This is a genomic window from Thioalkalivibrio sp. ALE20 (assembly GCF_000381405.1).
GTDB lineage: Bacteria > Pseudomonadota > Gammaproteobacteria > Ectothiorhodospirales > Ectothiorhodospiraceae > Thioalkalivibrio.
The window spans coordinates 359,176-376,598 of sequence record NZ_KB906472.1 but is presented as its reverse complement, the minus strand read 5'-3'; the positions used below and the strand labels follow the sequence as shown (position 1 = coordinate 376,598).

Here is a 17,423-nt window from a genome sequence, read left to right as displayed (position 1 = left end):
AAAGCTCCGGTGATTACAGCAGCATGCGCCGCATGTCGGACAGCAGCGCGCTCAGCGTGGTGGTGAAGCGGGCACCCAGGGCCCCGTCGATCACCCGGTGGTCGTAGGACAGGGCCATCGGCAGCACCAGACGCGGCTCGAATTCCTCGCCGTTCCAGACCGGCTGCATCGAGGCCTTCGACACCCCGAGGATGGCGACCTCCGGGGCATTGACGATGGGCGTGAACTGGGTACCGCCGATGCCGCCGAGGCTGGAGATGGTCAGGCAGCCGCCCTGCATGTCGGCGGGCTTGAGTTTCTTCTCGCGCGCCCGCTTCGACAGGTCCATCAGTTCGGAGGCGATGTCCACCAGACTCTTGCGGTCCACGTCACGCACGACCGGAACCACCAGACCATCCGGCGTATCCACGGCCACGCCCAGGTGATAGTACTGCTTGATCACCAGATTCTCGCCGGTCGCGTCCAGCGAGGCATTGAAGCGCGGGTATTCCTTGAGCGCGGAGACCACCGCTTTCATCAGGAACGGCAGGAAGGTGATCTTGACCCCCTGCTTCTCGTATTCGGCCTTCAGCGACTTGCGGAAGTCCTCCAGCTCGGTGATGTCGGCCTCGTCGAACTGCGTCACGTGCGGAACGGTAACCCAGTTGCGATGCAGGTTCTGGCCGGTGAGCCGGTTGATCTTCGACAGCGGCTGGGTCTCGATCGGACCGAACTCGGAGAAGTCGATCTCCGGCATGGGTTCGACCCCCAGTCCGGAACCGGCGGGCTGGCTGAGCGCGCGCTTGACGAAGGCCTGCACGTCCTCGCGCAGGATGCGCCCCTTGCGACCGCTCCCCTCGACCTTGGACAGGTCCACACCCAGCTCGCGCGCGAACTTGCGCACCACGGGCGAGGCATGGGCGCGACGGAACGCAGACTCGTTCTCGATATGGGCGGTGGGCGATGCCCGCGGGCCACCCTGGCCGCCCTGCCCGCCGGTACCACCCGAGTCGCCGGCCGATGCCCTGGCCGGCGCGGACCCGGTATCCGGCGCGCTGGCCGCTGCCGCGGGTGCCGATTCTTCGCCTCCGGCGGAGGCGGCCGGCTCGGCGGCGGCCTCCGCCGGAGCTTCCGCGGCACCACTGGCGGCAGCCTCGTCCGCGGGGGCCAGTTCGAGGATCGCATCCCCCTGCGAGACGCGGTCCCCGGCCTTGACCTTCATGCCCTGCACGGTACCGCCCTGCGGTGCCGGGATCTCGATGGAGGCCTTGTCCGACTCCAGGGTGATCAGCGGGTCCTCGGGCGCCACGGTGTCACCCGGCTTGACCAGTACCTCGATGATCTCGACGTCCTTGAAGTCACCGATATCGGGGACTTCAACCGTAATCGTGTCGCTCATGTCTGCTCCTGCCTCGGGACGCCGGCCTCAGGCCTGCAGGGGGTTGGGACGATCGGTGTCGATCTCGTATTTGTCGATCGCCTCGCGGACGGTCTTCGCCTCGACGGTCCCGGCATCGGCCAGGGCCTTCAGCGCGGTCACCGCGATGTGGTAGCGGTCGACTTCGAAGTGGCGCCGCAGCGCGGAGCGCAGGTCCGAACGGCCGAAACCGTCGGTGCCCAGCACGCGATAGTCGGCGGGCACATAAGCGCGGATCTGATCGGCGAAGTTCGACACGTAGTCGGTGGCCGCGACCACCGGCGCCTCGGAACCGCCCAGGCACTGCTCGACCCAACTGCGACGCGGCTTCGCGTCCGGATGCAGCCGGGCGTGGCGCTCGCAGTCGCGACCGTCACGCGCCAGCTCGGTGAAACTGGTCGCGCTCCAGACCTCGGCCGACACACCGAAGTCCTGCTCCAGCAGCGCCGCGGCCTCGATCGCCTCGCGCAGGATGGTACCGGAACCCAGCAGGCGGACCTTCTTTTTCTTGCGTCCGCCGGCCTGGAAACGATACAGGCCACGGCGGATGCCCTCTTCGGCGCCCTCCGGCATCGCCGGCTGATGGTAGTTCTCGTTCATCGCCGTGATGTAGTAGAAGACGCTCTCCTGCTCGCGGAACATGCGCCGCATGCCGTCCTGCACGATCACCGCCAGCTCGTAGGCGAACGTCGGATCGTAGGCGATGCAGTTGGGCACGTTGGCCGCCATCATGTGGCTGTGGCCGTCGTTGTGCTGCAGCCCTTCGCCGGCCAGGGTGGTGCGGCCGGCGGTGCCGCCGATCAGGAAACCGCGCGCCCGCTGGTCGCCGGCGGCCCAGATCAGATCGCCGATGCGCTGGAACCCGAACATCGAATAGAAGATGTAGAACGGGATGGTCGCGACGCCGTGGGTGGAGTAGGACGTCGCGGCGGCGATCCAGGAGGAGATCGAGCCGGCCTCGTTGATCCCTTCCTCCAGGATCTGGCCGCCCTTGTCCTCCTTGTAATACATCACCTGGTCCTTGTCCTGCGGCTCATAGAGCTGACCGACCGAGGAATAGATACCCAGCTGGCGGAACAGGCCTTCCATGCCGAAGGTACGCGCCTCGTCCGGGACGATTGGGACCACGTGCCGCCCGATCTTCTTGTCGCGCGCGAGGATCTGCAGCATGCGCACGAAGGCCATGGTGGTGGACATTTCGCGATCGCCGGAGTCCTCCAGCAGCCCGGAAAAGGCGTCCAGTCCGGGGACCTCCAGCGGCGTGGTCATGTGCCGCCGCTGCGGCAGGTAACCGCCGAGCGCCTTGCGCCGCTCGTGCATGTACTGCATCTCGTCGGAGTCGGGATCCGGCTTGAGATACTCGGCCCGTTCCACCTGCTCGTCGGACAGCGGGATGTTGAAGCGGTCACGGAAGTGTTTCATGTCCTCCGTGTCCATCTTCTTCTGGCTGTGGGTGCGGTTCTGGGCCTCGCCCGCCGACCCCATGCCGTAGCCCTTGACGGTGTGCGCCAGGATCACGGTCGGTTGCCCGGTATGCTCCATGGCCTCCTTGTAGGCCGCGTAGACCTTGACCGGGTCGTGCCCGCCGCGATTCAGGCGCCAGATCTCCTCGTCGGACATGTTGGCGACCATCGCCTTGAGCTCGGGATACTTGCCGAAGAAGTGCTCGCGCACGTAGGCCCCGTCGTTGGCCTTGTAGTTCTGGTAGTCGCCGTCGACCGCCTCCATCATGCGTTTCTGCAGCAGGCCGTCGGTGTCCTTGGCCAGCAGCGGCTCCCAGTAGCGCCCCCACAGGACCTTGATGACGTTCCAGCCGGCGCCACGGAAGATCGCTTCCAGCTCCTGCACGATCTTGCCGTTGCCGCGCACCGGCCCGTCGAGGCGCTGCAGGTTGCAGTTCACCACCCAGGTCAGGTTGTCCAGCTTCTCGCGCGAGGCCAGGGTGATCGCCCCCATGGTCTCGGGCTCGTCGACCTCGCCGTCGCCGACGAAGCTCCACACATGACGATTCTCGGTCTGCGCCAGCCCGCGATCCTGCAGGTAGCGCATGAAGCGCGCCTGATAGATGCTCATGATCGGGCCCAGCCCCATGGACACCGTCGGGAACTGCCAGAAGTCCGGCATCAGCCAGGGGTGCGGGTAGGAGGACAGCCCCTTGCCGTCCACCTCGCGGCGGAAGTGATCCAGCTGCTCCTCGGTCAGGCGCCCTTCGAGGAAGGCACGGGCGTAGATCCCCGGCGAGGAATGCCCCTGAGCGAACACCAGATCACCGCCGTGCTCGTGCGACGGGGCGCGCCAGAAATGGTTGAAGCCGACGTCGTAGAGCGTGGCCCCGGAGGCGAAGGACGCGATGTGACCACCCAGTTCCGGCGACACCCGGTTGGCCTTGACCACCATCGCCATCGCGTTCCAGCGGATGTAGGAACGGATACGATGTTCCAGCGCGCCGTCGCCGGGGTACACCGGCTCGAGGTGCGGCGGGATGGTATTCACGTAGGCGGTGTTGGCCGAGTACGGGAGATAGGCTCCACTGCGCCGGGCCTTGTCCACCAGGGCCTCCAGCAGGGCGTGCGCCCGTTCGGGCCCGTCGGCCTCCATCACGGAGGCAAGGGCGTCGATCCACTCCTGGGTTTCCTGCGGATCGATGTCATTCGGGATGGCGTTCAGGTCCATGCGTCTACCCCTGAAAACGGGTTGGGAAACGGTTCGCGGGCGCGGGGCCGTGCCACCGGGCGCGGGGCGGTTCTGCTACCATGCCGCGGCCCGGGCGGACAGAAAGGCGCAAGTATCCCGACTGTGTTGCCAACAGGTCAAGCGAAAGCGTTCTATGGCGCCGATCTCCCGCAAAACGGGAAGGATATGCAAAGATCTTCCCGAAATCGATTCGAACCAAGGTAACCGCATGGCCGCACCCGCCCAGCTCGATCCGTCGCACCGCCCCATGGCCCACCGCTTCCGCGGCTTCCTGCCCGTGGTCGTCGATGTGGAAACCGGGGGTTTCGACTGCGAACGCCACGCACTGCTGCAGGTGGCCGCGGTCTTCCTGCGCCGCAACGAGCAGGATCGCCTGGAGCGCGCCCATACCGTCAGTCTGCACGTGCGTCCGTTCGAAGGCTCGGAGATGGATCCGAAGTCGCTGGAGGTCAACGGGATCGACCCCTACCATCCGCTGCGCGCGGCGTGGCCGGAAGATCAGGCGATGGGCCGACTGTTCAGCGAGGTGCGCCGCGAGGTCAAGCTGAACCTGTGCAAGCGCGCGATCCTGGTGGGACACAATGCCCATTTCGACCTGGGCTTCGTACACAAGGCGGCGGACCGCTGCGGGATCAAGCGCAACCCCTTCCACCCGTTCAGCAGCCTGGACACCGTTTCGCTGGCCGCACTGGCCTACGGCCAGACCGTACTCGCGCGCGCGGCGCGCGCCGCCGGGCTGGAGTGGGACAACGATTCCGCTCACAGCGCGGCCTTCGATGCCGAAAAGACCGCCGACCTGTTCTGCGCGGTCGCCAACCACTGGCAGGACCACATCGGCGTGCCGCAGGCCGCGCTGCAGCTGCCCGACCCCGAGGAGCTGCCGCCCGGCAGCTGACCACAAAAAAGGCCCGCCACCGCGATCGCGATGACGGGCCGGGCACGCCGCGGGCCGGGCGCCTCAGCCGGCGTTGCGCTGGGCGTGCTTGTCGTGGGCCTCGTCGACCATCTTCTTCAGCTCGCCGCTTTCGAACATCTCCAGGGTGATGTCGCAGCCGCCGATGAGCTCGCCGTCGATATAGACCTGCGGGAAGGTCGGCCAGTCGGCGAAGCGCGGCAGATTCTGCATGACCTCCTGGTCGGCGATCACGTTCACGTAGCCGAACTCGCGCTCGCAGCGCTTCAGCGCCTCCACCGCGCGGCTGGAGAAGCCGCACATCGGGAACTGCGGGCTCCCCTTCATGAAGATCACGACCGGGTTTTCTTCCACCTGCTGGCGGATACGGTCCATTACATCCATTGCTGTACTCCTGATACGGGCCTGATGGGTGATTGCGATAAGGAAACGTGCCGGGCGCAGCGGTGCCGCCCCCGCGACAAAGTCCGAGTATTATACTCAGACATTGAAGCGAAAATGTACAACGTCCCCTTCACGCATGACGTATTCCTTGCCTTCGAGCCGCCACTTGCCGACATCCTTGGCCCCCTGTTCGCCGCCATGCTCCACGTAGTCGTCGTAGGCGACCACCTCGGCACGAATGAAGCCCTTCTCGAAGTCGGTGTGGATCACGCCCGCGGCCTGCGGCGCGGTGGAGCCCCGACGCACGGTCCAGGCGCGCACCTCCTTCTCTCCGGCGGTGAAGAAGGTCTGCAGGTCCAGCAGCTCGTAGGCGGTGCGGATCACCCGGTCGAGACCGGGTTCCTCGAGACCCAGATCGGCCAGGAACTCGGCACGCTCGTCAGGTTCCAGCACCGCGATCTCGGCCTCGATGGCAGCGCACACGCTGACCACCTGCGCGCCCTCCTCGGCGGCCTTCTCGCGCACCGCGCGCACCTGCTCGTTGTCCTCGGCCAGCCCCGCTTCATTCACGTTGGCGATATACATCAGCGGCTTGATGGTCAGCAGGTGCAGATCGCGCAGCAGCTCGAGCTCCTCCGGCTCCAGCGCCTGGGCACGCACCGGGATGCCCTCGCCCAGCCCCTCGGCGACCTTCTCCGCGGCCTGCAGCCGGGCGATGGCTTCCTTGTCCTGGGACTTGGCGGCCCGAGTCAGGCGCGTGAGGGCCTTGTTGACGGTCTCCAGGTCCGCCAGCATCAACTCGGTGCTGATGGTCTCGATGTCCGCCAGCGGATCCACGCGCCCGGATACGTGAACGATGTCATCGTCCTCGAAGCAGCGCACCACCTGGGCGATGGCATCGGTCTCGCGAATATGCGCGAGGAACTGATTGCCCAGCCCCTCGCCCTGAGCCGCCCCGGACACCAGCCCCGCAATGTCGACGAACTCCACGGTCGTCGGGAGGACCCGCTCCGGCGACACCAGCGCTGCCAGTTTCTCCAGCCGCGGATCCGGCACCTCCACCACGCCAACGTTGGGGTCGATGGTGCAGAAGGGGTAGTTCTCCGCGGCGATCTCCGCGCGCGTCAGGGCGTTGAACAGGGTCGACTTGCCGACGTTGGGCAGGCCGACGATGCCGCATTTCAGACTCATGGGATTTCCTCGGATGTAACTCGGTGCGGGCTCAGCCGGAGCCGCGACCGTGCAGATGGCGCACGGCCTCGTCCCAGCGGCCGGCCAGCAGGGCCGGGATCTCGCGCGCCGCGTCGTCCAGTGCCTCGCCGATCGCCCGAGCCGCATCGCGATCGGGACGATCCAGCACGAACGGGACCACCTGGTCGCGTTCGCCGGGATGACCGATACCGACGCGCAGACGGCAGTAGGCGGGGCCGCCCAGGTGCCGGTGCAGGTCGCGCAGACCGTTGTGCCCGCCATGCCCTCCGCCATGCTTCAGGCGGACCACCCCGGGCTCGAGATCCAGCTCGTCGTGGACGACCAGGATCTCCTCCGGGGCGATGCGATAGAAATCGGCGCATTTGCGCACCGGCAGGCCGCTCCTGTTCATGAAGGACATCGGCTTGAGCAGCCAGGCATCACCTTCGGGGAGGGTCAGCCGGGCAGCCTCGCCATCGAAGCGGTTCTCCGGGCGAAAGCGGACGCCGTGATCACGGGCCAGGGCATCCACAAACCAGAAGCCCGCGTTATGCCGGGTTTCGGCGTAACGCGGGCCCGGGTTGCCCAGCCCGACCACCAGGCGAATCGGCGCAGGTCGGCTGGTCATGCGGGAGGTCGTGACCGCGGCGTTCAGCCGTTGTCTTCCTCGCCGCCGGCTTCCTCGCCCGCGGCCTCGTCACCACCTTCCTCGCCTTCGGCGCCCTCGGCGGCGGCCGCACCACCACCGCCGCCACCCTTGGCGGAACGCGGCAGCTGCACGGTCACGACCGCGTAGTCGTATTCGTCGCCCTGCATCAGCGCGACCATCTCGACACCCTTGGGCAGATTGCCCTTCAGGTCGGACAGGTGCAGCGTCTCGCCCACGTCGACGTCGGTCATGTCGATGTCGATCGATTCCGGCAGGTCGTCCGGCAGGCACTCGACCTCGATCTCGTTGACCTGACGGTTGATCATGCCGCCGCCGGGCTTCACGCCCTTGCAGGTCTCCTCATTGAGGAAATGGATGGGCACGTTCACGCGGATCGGCTGGTTGGCGCTCACGCGCAGCAGATCCACGTGATAGATGGTGGGCTTGAACGGATGGCGCTGCACATCGCGCAGGATCGCCTTCTGCGACTGGCCGTCCAGCTTGACCGTCAGGATGTGCGAGTAGAACGCATCTTCCTTCAGGTTGTGGACCATCGCGTTGTGATCCAGCGTGATCGGCACTGCGGGATCTTCGCCGCCATACAGAATGGCAGGCAGCTTGCCGGCGCGACGCAGGCGGCGGCTCGCACTCGAACCCTGTTCGTCACGCTTTTCGGCTTCAAGGGTAAAACTCATGCTCATGATGACGTTCTCCAGAATGAACGCGCCCCACCCGCGACCAGGTGAGGCGTAAAGCGGGAGGCCCATCCTCCCGGATTCGGGGCAGCCGGCGACCGCCGGCGACGCAGGCCGGGTTCCGCCGGCCCGGGCTCAGTCCACGAACAGCGAGCTCACGGACTCCTCGCGGTTGATGCGGCGGATGGTCTCCGCGAGCATCTCCGCGACCGAAAGCTGCCGGATCTTCGGACAGGCCTGCGCGTTGGGCTGGAGGGCCAGGGTGTCGGTCACCACCAGCTCGTCCAGCGCCGAACCGTTTATGTTATCAATCGCCGCGCCGGAAAGCACGGGGTGAGTGGCATAGGCGCTGACCGAGGAGGCGCCATGCTGCTTCAGCGCCTTCGCCGCCTGACACAGGGTGCCGGCCGTATCCACCAGGTCGTCGATGATGATGCAGGACTTGCCGCGCACGTCCCCGATGATGTGCATCACTTCGGATTCGTTGGCGCGCGGACGGCGCTTGTCGATGATGGCCAGGTCGGCATCGTCCAGCCGCTTGGCGATGGCGCGGGCGCGCACCACCCCGCCGACGTCCGGCGAGACCACCGTCAGGTCGCCGGAGACGTGCCGCCAGACATCGCCCAGCAGCACCGGCGAGGCATAGATGTTGTCCACCGGAACGTTGAAAAACCCCTGAACCTGATCGGCATGAACGTCGATCGTCAGCACGCGATCGGCGCCCACCGCCTCGATCATGTTGGCCACGACCTTGGCCGAGATCGGCACCCTTGCCGAGCGCACGCGGCGATCCTGGCGGGCATAACCGAAATACGGAATCACCGTGGTGATACGCCCGGCCGAGGCGCGGCGCAGGGCATCCACCATGATCACGAGCTCCATCAGGTTCTCGTTGGTGGGCTGCCCGGTGGGCTGGATCAGGAAGACGTCGCGTCCGCGCACGTTTTCCAGGATCTCGACCTGGACCTCGCCGTCACTGAACCGGCCGACGGTTACCTTCCCCATCGGCAGGCCGAGGTGCTCGGCAACGCCCTGTGCCAGTCGCGGGTTGGCATTCCCCGCGAAGATCATCATGCGACTCTTGTCGACCACGACTTGTCCCGGTCTGGGTGGTGCGGAACCGCGCCCGGATGGCGCGGTCTCCAGTAAGGAACCCCGGCCGGGGCCGGGGTTCGGGAATATGGCCCCTCGCCTTCGGCGCGGGGCGATTGTATGGCTGGGCCGGCAGGATTCGAACCTGCGCATGACGGGATCAAAACCCGTTGCCTTACCGCTTGGCTACGGCCCAGTAGAATGGCGGCCCGACTCGGGCAACCACGCCCGCAGGGGCGACTCGTTGCGCAGCCGGGTGACCCGGCTGCTCCAGGGCAGCGGCTGCTCCTCGCGTGCCCTTTCGGCGTCGGCGCGCTCGCGAAACAGCCCGAACACGCAACCGCCGGTTCCGCTCAGGCGGGCCCGGTCGGTCTGCGAGCCCAGCCAGTCCAGCGCCCGGGCGATGTCCGGATGGCGCGTCCGGACCACCGGTTCGAAGACGTTTCCAAATGGCGCGCCGTCAACCGCGTGCGAGATTTTCTCGGTGGGACAGTCGCGTGTCAATTCTCCTGACCCGAACATGGTTCCGGTGGCGACCGGGACACCGGGGTCGATCAGCAGCGCCCAGGGGCAGTCGGGCCGCACCGGGACCAGGGTTTCGCCCACGCCTTCGGCCCAAGCGGCAAGGCCGCGCACGAAGACCGGCACGTCCGCGCCGAGACGCAGGCCGAGATCGGCCAGGGTCGATTCGTCCAGGCCCAGCTCGAACAGATAATTCAGCGCAACCAGGGTAGTGGCGGCGTCGGAGCTGCCTCCGCCCACCCCGCCACCGACCGGAAGGCGCTTGTCGAGGTGGATCGTCACCCCCTCGTGCCGGCCGGCGGCCTCGAACACCAGGCGGGCGGCGCGCACGCAGAGGTTTTCCGACCCGTCCACCGCATCCGCGGAGGCCATCGCCACCTCCCCGCCGGGGCGCCGCTCGAAGCGCAGCCGATCCTCCAGATCGAGGAACTGGAACACGGTCTGCAGCTCGTGGTAGCCGTCCGCGCGCCGACCGGTGATGTGCAGGAAGCGGTTGATCTTCGCGGGCGCGGGGAAGATCTGCGCAAAGGGCTTGTCCATCAGGCGGATCCGTCTCCCATCTGCCACTGGCGGATCACGGCGCGCAGCGTGAGCGCATCGCGCTGCAGCTCCATGCGCACCGGCAGGGACTCGCCGTCGAATTCCTCGTACTCGCCGTATTCGATCTCCCAGCCGGCCTGACGGATGCGAATCGGACGCCCTTCGGCATCCACTTCGCGCTCGTAGGCATGCGCCGGGTCCGGGAGCCCGCGTACCCAGTAGACCATCCCCGACACCGGAATCGCATCGCCGGTGAGACGCTGTGCCAGGACATCCGGATCGCGCGCGCTGTGATGCTGGCCGTCGCGCGTCACCAGCCGCGCCGGCTGCCCCTCGGCGAGGGTCAATCGACCGCCACCCCTTCCCATCGGACCGGACAGATCGAGGATGTGCGTACCCTCCTGCACCCGCCAGTTGAGCTGTGCGGACCAGTATTCACGCTCGGTATCCAGCCCCAGGCGGGCCACCAGGCGCCAGGTTTCGATGGCGGCGAGCCGCTCACTGCGCTCCTCGAAGGCCCTTTGCGCGGCGTCGCCCCGGTCCACCTCGGGCAGGGCGGCACACCCGGCGAGCAGCATTACGGTCATCAGCGCGAGTGCCGCGCGCACACCCGACCCCCTCATTCGACTCATTCGAGCAGCTCGCGCCGGACCCGCTGCAGCCGCTCGTGTCCGGGTTCGCGCTCCAGCGCCTTCTCGAGCAGATCGCGCGCCTCGTCGCGCTCGCCCTGCTCCCACAACACGACGGCCAGATTACTGGCGATCTCGCCGTCCTCCATCATGCTCCAGGCCCGCCGCAACTGTTCCTCGGCCTCGTCCAGCCGCCCGAGCCTGTAGAGCACCCAGCCGTAGCTGTCGACCACGGCTGCGTCATCGGGACGCTGCTCGAGGGCCTGCGTGATCAGCTCGTAGGCCTCCTCGTAGCGGTCGGTCCGGTCGGCCAGGGTGTACCCCAGCGCGTTCATCGCCGTGGCATTGTCCGGTTCGTTGTCAAGGATCGTGCGAAAGTCCTGCAGCGCCGCGTCCACCCGGTCCAGGCGCTCGTGGATCAGCCCGCGCAGATACAGCAGGTCACCCTCCTCGGGGAAGGCATCCAGGGCCGCATCGGCGCGTTCCAGCGCACGTTCGTAGGCCTCTTCCTCGCGCAGGGTGTTGACCTCCACGACCCAGGCCTCGCGCGCCACGTCGGCGTCGTCGTGCGTCTGCAGTTCGTCGAACGCAGCGCGCGCCGCCCCGGCACCGTTTTCGCGCAGAGTCAGGGCCGCCAGGCGCAGCCGCGCATCCGCGCGAAACTCGCCCTCGCCGACCCGCTCGAAGAATGTCCTGGCCCGGTCCGCATCCCCCTCCAGTTCGTGCAGACGGCCCAGATAATAGGCCACCTCGTTCTCGCGCACGCCGCGGGCATCCAGGGCCTCCAGCTGCTCGCGCGCGGCCTCGTTCCAGCCGCTCTCGAGGCTCAGCAGGGCCAGCGTCAGGCGGGCCTCGTGGTCGTCGGGGGCCAGCTCTGCCAGCCGCGCGATCTCCTCCGGGCCCCGGTCGTCGTCGGCATGGTCGGTCAGCGCATGGGCGTAACCGATGCGGGCGTCGCGACTGTCCGGGTGGGCGGCGACGGCCTCGCGCATCAGGGCCAGGGCCTCGTCCCCGCGTTCGTCTCGCTCCAGGGCCTGTGCCCGCAACAGGTACAGGCTGATGGCGTCGGGATGCTGCTCGAGACCCCGCTCGGTGGCCTGCAGGGCCGCCCCGGTCGCGTCGAACCGCAGCGCAAGTTCGGCATACACTCGCCAGGTGTCGCGATCCTCTGCCCGCCGCGTGGCGAGGTGGTCCAGGGTCTCCAGCGCGTGGTCCCGGTTGTCGGCCTGCACCATCAGCGAGGCCAGCGATGAATAGGGGCTGGCACCTTCCCGCGCGCGCCGCTGCATCAATTCATCCAGCAGCTGCGCGGCGGCCTCGACCTGCCCGGCGTCGATGCGCAGCAGCGCAACGATCTGTACCGCCTCCATGTGTTCGGGCGACAGGGCCAGCCAGCGCTCCCCGGAACGCAGGGCCTGCTCACGATCCCGCGCGAAAAGGGCAATGCGGGTGGCCCGCTCGGCGATCTCCGGGTCGTGGCTCAGCGCCGCCGCCGCACCGTAGAAGGCCGCCGCATCGGCGGTCTGCCCGGAACGCACGGCGATCTCGCCGGCAAGCACGCTGAACATCAGCGCCGCCTCCGGATCCTCCTGCAATCCGCTCTCGGGCAGGGTCACGATCTCCGGGGCGTCGGTTTCCAGCGGCTCGCCGGCATCGAGCGAATGGTGCGCACAGCCGCTGACAAGGAGGACAACGGCCGCGGCCAGCAGGGTTCGGGTCATAAAGGCATTCCATGCATGTCAGCTTTCAGTGAGACGGCACCGGGCCGCGCCAGGTTCCTTCGGGCCCGGCATCCGGATTCCTGCGCACTGTACCGAACCCTTTCACCGCGTACACTACTGACCCGCAGGGGACGTTTTGCGGCACAATACGCAGGTTATGCTCTTCGCACTCGGAATCAATCACAAGACGGCGCCGGTCGAGATCCGCGAGCGGCTGTCGGTCAGCCAGCACGAACTGGACGATGCGCTGCATTCGCTGCGCTCCGGCGTGCGGCTGCCGGAGAGTGCGATCCTCTCCACCTGCAACCGCACCGAGGTCTATTTCCGCGAGAGCGGGGAGGACAGCGAACACCGAGTGGTGGACTGGCTGGGCGGCTACCACGGGATCGACCGCGCCGAACTGCGACCCTATCTCTACCTGCACCACGACGGCTCGGCGGTGCGCCACACCCTGCGGGTCGCCAGCGGTCTGGATTCGATGGTGCTGGGCGAGCCGCAGATCCTCGGCCAGATGAAGACCGCCTACCAGTACGCGCACGACGCCGGCACCCTCGGACTGTCGCTGGAGCGGCTGTTCCAGCACGCCTTCGCCACCGCCAAGGACGTGCGCACCGAGACCGCGATCGGCCAGAGCGCGGTCTCGGTGGCCTTCGCCGCGGTATCGCTGGGCCGGCAGATTTTCGGCGACCTCAAGCCGCTGACCGCCATGGTAGTGGGCGCCGGCGAGACCATCGAACTGGCCCTGCAGCACCTGCGGGGCCTCGGCATCGGCCGGGTGATCGTGGCCAACCGGACCGAGGAACGCGCGCGCAGCGTGGCCGAACGCTTCGACGGCGAGCCCATCGGCCTGGACCATCTGGGCGAACGCCTGCCGGAGGCCGACATCGTGATCTCCTCCACCGCCGCGCCGGTACCCATCCTCGGCAAGGGGGCGGTGGAACGCGCGCTGCGCAAGCGCCGCCGCAAGCCGATGTTCATGGTCGACATCGCGGTCCCGCGCGACATCGAACCCGAGGTCGGGCAACTTGAGGACATCTATTTATACACGGTCGACGACCTCCAGGAGGTGATCGACGACAACATGGCCTCGCGTCAGGCCGCCGCGGAACAGGCCGAGGAGATCATCAACCAGCGCGCCGGGGAGTTCATGCGCTGGCTGCGGGCGCGCGACTCCATCGACAGCATCCGCCAGCTGCGCGAGCGCGCGGAGACGGTCAAGGACGAGACCGTGGAGCGTGCCCTGGCAATGATCCGCGCCGGTCGGTCGCCCGACGAGGTCCTGCCCTGGCTGGCCCACACCCTGACCAACAAGCTGATGCACCATCCTTGCAAGAGCCTCAACACCGCGGCCCACGAGGGCGACGCCCGCCTGCTGGAAGCCGCGCATCAGCTGTTTCAGCTGCCCGAACGCGAGGACGACCCCGGACATGATCGCGGGCGTGATCACGGACATGAACCGGAACCTGACCACGGCGCGGAACCCGACGACACCAGGGACGACGCGTGAAGGATTCCTTTCGCGCCAAACTGGAGGGCCTGGCCGAACGCCACGCCGAGATCGCCGGCCTGCTCGCCACGCCCGATGCCGCCGAGGACCCCGAGCAGCTGCGCCGGCTGTCGCAGGAATACAGCCAGCTGGAACCGGTGGCCGAGGCGTGGAAGGCATGGAACGAAAACCGCGCCGCGCTGGAGGAAGCGCGCGCGATGCTCGAGGACGACGACCCCGAACTGCGCACGATGGCCGAGGGCGAGATCGAGACCCTCAGTGCACGCAACGAGGAACTGGAGGCCGAACTCTACCGCCACCTGATCCCGAAGGATCCGCACGACGACGCCAACGTGTTCCTCGAGATCCGCGCCGGCACCGGCGGTGACGAGGCCGCACTGTTCGCCGGCGATCTGCTGCGCATGTACAGCCGCTACGCGGAACAGCGCCAATGGCAGCTGGAGATCCTGTCGGCCAGCGAGGGCGAACACGGCGGCTACCGCGAGGTGATCGCCCGCCTCGCCGGCCAGGGGGCCTATTCGCGGCTGAAGTTCGAATCCGGCGCCCACCGCGTGCAGCGCGTACCCGAGACCGAATCCCAGGGCCGCATCCACACCTCGGCGGCCACGGTCGCGATCCTCCCGGAACTGGAGGAGGTCGAGATGCCGGAGATCAACCCGGCCGACCTGCGCGTGGACACCTTCCGCTCCTCCGGTGCCGGCGGCCAGCACGTGAACAAGACGGATTCCGCCGTGCGCCTGACCCACCTGCCCACCGGCATCGTGGTCGAATGCCAGGAAGAGCGCTCCCAGCACAAGAACCGCGCCCGCGCGATGAACTTCCTCGCCGCGCGGCTGTACGAGGACGAACGCGCCGCGCAGGCCGAGGCCCAGAGCGCCGAGCGCAAGGGTCTGGTGGGCAGCGGCGACCGCTCGGAACGGATCCGCACCTACAACTTCCCCCAGGGGCGGGTCACCGACCACCGCATTAATCTGACGCTGTACAAGCTGGAGCAGGTGATGGCCGGCGACCTCGACCCGGTGATCGACCCGCTGATCCACGAGCACCAGGCGGAACAGCTCGCCTCCCTCGCCGACGCCTGATGGACCACCCGGCCACGCTGGACGCCCTGCTGGCCAGCCTGCGCAACCGGCTGCAGGAGGCCGGCGTGGAGGCCGCCGGCCTGGAGGCACGCCTGCTGCTCGGCATGGCCACCGGCCTGAGCACCGCGCAACTCATCGCGCGCGGCGGCGATGCCCCCGGCCCCACGCAGGCAGCCGCGGCCGAGGCGTTGTGCCGGCGCCGCCTGCAGGGTGAACCGATCGCCCACATCCTCGGCCGGCGCGGCTTCTGGACCCTGGATCTGGGGGTCTCCCCGGCCTGCCTGATCCCGCGCCCCGAGACCGAGGTGCTGGTCGAGGCCGCGCTGGGGGCCATCGACGCGGCTTCGGAAAAACACCCCCGGGTGCTGGACGCGGGCACCGGCTCCGGGGCCATCATCCTTGCGCTCAAGGCCGAACGGCCCGGGGTCGACGGCTTCGCCAGCGACACGAGCCTCGACGCCCTGACCCGCGCCCGCGCCAACGCCCGCGAACTGGATCTGGACATCCGCTTCTTCGCCGGGGCCTGGCTGCAACCGCTGGCAGCCTCCGCGCGCTTCGACCTGATCGTCTCCAATCCGCCGTACATCGCCCCCGACGACCCGCATCTGCAACGCGGCGACCTGCGTTTCGAACCACGCGGTGCGCTGGTCGCCGCACAAGCAGGTCTGGCGGACCTGCATGAACTGATCGCCACCGCACCCGATCACCTGACGGACGACGGCTGGCTGCTGCTGGAACACGGATTCGACCAGGAGCGGGCGGTACGGGCACGACTGGAGATCGGGCCGTGGACGGACATCACGACCTGGCCGGACACCGCCGGTCATCCCCGCGTGACCGGAGCCCGCCTGCGGGCCCGGCGCTGACTGACAGACATGCCGAGGCCCCCGGCGCATGCACCGGGGGCCCTGCGTGCCATGCTCCGGACCGGCGAGCGGCCCGACGCCACATCACGGACGCGGCAGCGGCAGTGGCAGCTTGAGGTGGATGCTGCCGGAGGGACGCCGGTCACCACGATCCCGCGGCCCCGAACGGTGCGAACGACCGTAGTAGTGATGGTGGTAGTGCCGTTCCGCGCCGCGGTGGCCGGGTCCACGCCCGCGCGAATGACCGCGCCGGGAATGCTTGTGACCGCGCGCGCCCGGATGCCCGCGCTTGTGCTTGTGGCCACGACTCCCGGGATGCCCGCGCTTGTGCTTGTAACCGCGTTTGCCCGAGCGCCGATCATGGCGGACCTCCTGCAGGCCCTCGACCGAGAACTGCAGCGTGGCCCCGCCGGATGCCCCCTTGACCGGTGTCGCGGCCTGGGCCGGTGCCACGACCACAAAGGCGAGCAGTGCGGCGGGCACGACCACGGCGGTCAGACGCTGCAGGATGGATTTTTGTTCGGGGTTCATGGGACGCCTCCTTCCATTTCTCTTCTGGCCGGATTGCCGGGAACCAGACTAGCTCTCCCGACTGAACCCCCCTTGAACCGCCTGCCGCGTTGCGTGAAGTCCGCCGCAGTTCCGGCACGCGGTCCGCGCGGCCATGTGACGGAGTTACAATCCACCCATGAATGACGACGAGCTCCTGCGCTACGCACGCCAGATCATGCTGCCCGGTATCGGGGTCGAGGGCCAGGAAAGCCTGCGCCGGGCGCATGCGGTGGTGATGGGCGTGGGCGGGCTGGGTTCGCCGGTAGCGGCCTACCTGGCGGCGGCCGGGGTCGGCCGGCTGACCCTGGTGGACCCGGATCACGTCGAGACCAGCAACCTGCAGCGCCAGATCCTGCACGGCGAGGCCGACGTGGGCGCGGACAAGGTCGCCTCCGGTGCGCGGCGCCTCGCGGCGTTGAACAGCGCCTGCCAGGTGGAGACCCGGGCCGAACGGCTGAACGCCGACGCGATGCGCGCGCTGTTCGCCGGGGCCGACGTGGTGCTGGACGGCACCGACCATTTTGCCGCGCGTGGCGCGATCAACCGCGCGGCGGTCGCCACCGGCACGCCGCTGGTCTCCGGCGCGGTGATCCGCTTCGAGGGCCAGCTCACCACCTTCGATTTCCGCGACCCGCAGGCGGCCTGCTACCACTGCCTGTACGGCGACGAAGGGGCGGACGAGGACACCTGCGCGACCAGCGGGGTGCTGGCGAGCCTGCCGGGGGTGGTCGGGAGCCTGCAGGCGACCGAAGCGCTCAAGCTGCTGGCCGGCCTGCCGACCCTGGCGGGGCGCCTGCTGCTGATCGACGGCCTGCACATGCAGTTCCGCGAGATCGGCCTGCAGCGCGACCCGGCCTGCCCGGTCTGCGGAGATCCCCCGTAGGAGGCCAGCCCCTGGCCGATTCGGCGCCGGAGGCAGCCCGGACGCCCGATCGGCCGGAGGGCCGGCCTCCCACAGGGATTTACCCGGTCTGCGGAGATTCCCCGTAG

General features: G+C 68.2%; 16 protein-coding genes and 1 tRNA gene. 5 read left to right on the top strand and 12 right to left on the bottom strand.

Features of this window, described 5'->3' with window-relative positions; translation table 11 throughout:
- Nucleotides 1-13: 13 nt before the first annotated feature.
- Both aceF and aceE read right to left on the bottom strand, forming a co-directional pair.
- Nucleotides 14-1,378: a dihydrolipoyllysine-residue acetyltransferase gene (gene aceF, locus F790_RS0105185; protein WP_019591028.1), complete on the bottom strand. Its 1,365-nt coding sequence runs from the start codon at nucleotides 1,376-1,378 to the stop codon at nucleotides 14-16.
- A 27-nt stretch (nucleotides 1,379-1,405) separates the two neighbouring features.
- Nucleotides 1,406-4,069, bottom strand: coding sequence for a pyruvate dehydrogenase (acetyl-transferring), homodimeric type (gene aceE, locus F790_RS0105180; protein ID WP_019591027.1), 2,664 nt, complete (start codon nucleotides 4,067-4,069; stop codon nucleotides 1,406-1,408).
- A gap of 229 nt (nucleotides 4,070-4,298) precedes the next feature.
- Between aceE and rnt the strand changes: the two genes are divergently transcribed.
- The gene (gene rnt / locus F790_RS0105175) at nucleotides 4,299-4,985 is read left to right on the top strand and encodes a ribonuclease T (protein WP_018869815.1); all 687 of its coding nucleotides are present in this window, start codon (nucleotides 4,299-4,301) and stop codon (nucleotides 4,983-4,985) included.
- A 63-nt stretch (nucleotides 4,986-5,048) separates the two neighbouring features.
- Here the strand turns inward: rnt and grxD are convergent, their stop codons facing one another.
- From grxD to F790_RS0105130, 9 genes are all read right to left on the bottom strand, one after another.
- Entirely contained in the window at nucleotides 5,049-5,387 is a 339-nt protein-coding gene (grxD, locus tag F790_RS0105170; protein WP_018935295.1) for a Grx4 family monothiol glutaredoxin, read from the bottom strand.
- Between the two features lie 96 nt (nucleotides 5,388-5,483).
- The gene (gene ychF, locus F790_RS0105165) at nucleotides 5,484-6,578 is read right to left on the bottom strand and encodes a redox-regulated ATPase YchF (protein ID WP_019570452.1); all 1,095 of its coding nucleotides are present in this window, start codon (nucleotides 6,576-6,578) and stop codon (nucleotides 5,484-5,486) included.
- A gap of 31 nt (nucleotides 6,579-6,609) precedes the next feature.
- Nucleotides 6,610-7,206, bottom strand: a complete 597-nt coding sequence (gene pth / locus F790_RS0105160; RefSeq protein WP_018869812.1) for an aminoacyl-tRNA hydrolase — start codon at nucleotides 7,204-7,206, stop codon at nucleotides 6,610-6,612.
- Between the two features lie 23 nt (nucleotides 7,207-7,229).
- A complete protein-coding gene (locus tag F790_RS0105155; protein WP_018869811.1) occupies nucleotides 7,230-7,928 on the bottom strand; it encodes a 50S ribosomal protein L25/general stress protein Ctc in 699 nt (232 codons plus the stop codon).
- A 129-nt stretch (nucleotides 7,929-8,057) separates the two neighbouring features.
- On the bottom strand, nucleotides 8,058-9,014 hold the full coding sequence (locus tag F790_RS0105150; RefSeq protein ID WP_018869810.1) for a ribose-phosphate diphosphokinase: 957 nt from the start codon (nucleotides 9,012-9,014) through the stop codon (nucleotides 8,058-8,060).
- A 121-nt stretch (nucleotides 9,015-9,135) separates the two neighbouring features.
- A tRNA-Gln gene (locus tag F790_RS0105145) sits at nucleotides 9,136-9,210 on the bottom strand.
- Nucleotides 9,201-10,076 (bottom strand): 4-(cytidine 5'-diphospho)-2-C-methyl-D-erythritol kinase, encoded by an 876-nt coding sequence (gene ispE / locus F790_RS14005; protein ID WP_026332860.1) that lies wholly within the window; start codon nucleotides 10,074-10,076, stop codon nucleotides 9,201-9,203. Before ispE ends, F790_RS0105145 begins: the two co-directional genes overlap by 10 nt.
- Nucleotides 10,076-10,699, bottom strand: coding sequence for a lipoprotein insertase outer membrane protein LolB (gene lolB / locus F790_RS0105135; RefSeq protein ID WP_196799377.1), 624 nt, complete (start codon nucleotides 10,697-10,699; stop codon nucleotides 10,076-10,078). The genes ispE and lolB overlap by 1 nt, the downstream gene beginning before the upstream one ends.
- A 5-nt stretch (nucleotides 10,700-10,704) precedes the next feature.
- The gene (locus tag F790_RS0105130; protein WP_019591026.1) at nucleotides 10,705-12,426 is read right to left on the bottom strand and encodes a tetratricopeptide repeat protein; all 1,722 of its coding nucleotides are present in this window, start codon (nucleotides 12,424-12,426) and stop codon (nucleotides 10,705-10,707) included.
- Between the two features lie 157 nt (nucleotides 12,427-12,583).
- Between F790_RS0105130 and hemA the strand changes: the two genes are divergently transcribed.
- Genes hemA through prmC form a run of 3 tightly spaced genes read left to right on the top strand, consistent with a single transcriptional unit; the run spans nucleotide 12,584 to nucleotide 15,881 of the window.
- On the top strand, nucleotides 12,584-13,933 hold the full coding sequence (gene hemA, locus F790_RS0105125; RefSeq protein ID WP_019591025.1) for a glutamyl-tRNA reductase: 1,350 nt from the start codon (nucleotides 12,584-12,586) through the stop codon (nucleotides 13,931-13,933).
- On the top strand, nucleotides 13,930-15,015 hold the full coding sequence (gene prfA / locus F790_RS0105120; protein ID WP_019591024.1) for a peptide chain release factor 1: 1,086 nt from the start codon (nucleotides 13,930-13,932) through the stop codon (nucleotides 15,013-15,015). The genes hemA and prfA overlap by 4 nt, the downstream gene beginning before the upstream one ends.
- Nucleotides 15,015-15,881, top strand: a complete 867-nt coding sequence (gene prmC / locus F790_RS0105115; protein ID WP_019021482.1) for a peptide chain release factor N(5)-glutamine methyltransferase — start codon at nucleotides 15,015-15,017, stop codon at nucleotides 15,879-15,881. The genes prfA and prmC overlap by 1 nt, the downstream gene beginning before the upstream one ends.
- 84 nt (nucleotides 15,882-15,965) lie before the next feature.
- Here prmC and F790_RS0105110 read toward each other — a convergent pair whose 3' ends face one another.
- Entirely contained in the window at nucleotides 15,966-16,412 is a 447-nt protein-coding gene (locus F790_RS0105110) for a hypothetical protein (protein WP_019021483.1), read from the bottom strand.
- Nucleotides 16,413-16,569: 157 nt separating this feature from the next.
- On the opposite strand from F790_RS0105110, the gene F790_RS0105105 reads away from it, so the two are divergent.
- On the top strand, nucleotides 16,570-17,316 hold the full coding sequence (locus F790_RS0105105) for a molybdopterin-synthase adenylyltransferase MoeB (protein WP_019591023.1): 747 nt from the start codon (nucleotides 16,570-16,572) through the stop codon (nucleotides 17,314-17,316).
- The last annotated feature ends 107 nt before the right edge of the window (nucleotides 17,317-17,423 follow it).

Excerpts from the sequence above, each read along its gene's own strand:
- aceF (WP_019591028.1), bottom strand. The coding sequence starts at position 1,378 with ATGAGCGACACGATTACGGTTGAAGTCCCCGATATCGGTGACTTCAAG.
- aceE (WP_019591027.1), bottom strand. The coding sequence starts at position 4,069 with ATGGACCTGAACGCCATCCCGAATGACATCGATCCGCAGGAAACCCAG.
- rnt (WP_018869815.1), top strand. The coding sequence starts at position 4,299 with ATGGCCGCACCCGCCCAGCTCGATCCGTCGCACCGCCCCATGGCCCAC.
- grxD (WP_018935295.1), bottom strand. The coding sequence starts at position 5,387 with ATGGATGTAATGGACCGTATCCGCCAGCAGGTGGAAGAAAACCCGGTC.
- ychF (WP_019570452.1), bottom strand. The coding sequence starts at position 6,578 with ATGAGTCTGAAATGCGGCATCGTCGGCCTGCCCAACGTCGGCAAGTCG.
- pth (WP_018869812.1), bottom strand. The coding sequence starts at position 7,206 with ATGACCAGCCGACCTGCGCCGATTCGCCTGGTGGTCGGGCTGGGCAAC.
- F790_RS0105155 (WP_018869811.1), bottom strand. The coding sequence starts at position 7,928 with ATGAGCATGAGTTTTACCCTTGAAGCCGAAAAGCGTGACGAACAGGGT.
- ispE (WP_026332860.1), bottom strand. The coding sequence starts at position 10,076 with ATGGACAAGCCCTTTGCGCAGATCTTCCCCGCGCCCGCGAAGATCAAC.
- lolB (WP_196799377.1), bottom strand. The coding sequence starts at position 10,699 with ATGAGGGGGTCGGGTGTGCGCGCGGCACTCGCGCTGATGACCGTAATG.
- F790_RS0105130 (WP_019591026.1), bottom strand. The coding sequence starts at position 12,426 with ATGACCCGAACCCTGCTGGCCGCGGCCGTTGTCCTCCTTGTCAGCGGC.
- hemA (WP_019591025.1), top strand. The coding sequence starts at position 12,584 with ATGCTCTTCGCACTCGGAATCAATCACAAGACGGCGCCGGTCGAGATC.
- prmC (WP_019021482.1), top strand. The coding sequence starts at position 15,015 with ATGGACCACCCGGCCACGCTGGACGCCCTGCTGGCCAGCCTGCGCAAC.
- F790_RS0105110 (WP_019021483.1), bottom strand. The coding sequence starts at position 16,412 with ATGAACCCCGAACAAAAATCCATCCTGCAGCGTCTGACCGCCGTGGTC.
- F790_RS0105105 (WP_019591023.1), top strand. The coding sequence starts at position 16,570 with ATGAATGACGACGAGCTCCTGCGCTACGCACGCCAGATCATGCTGCCC.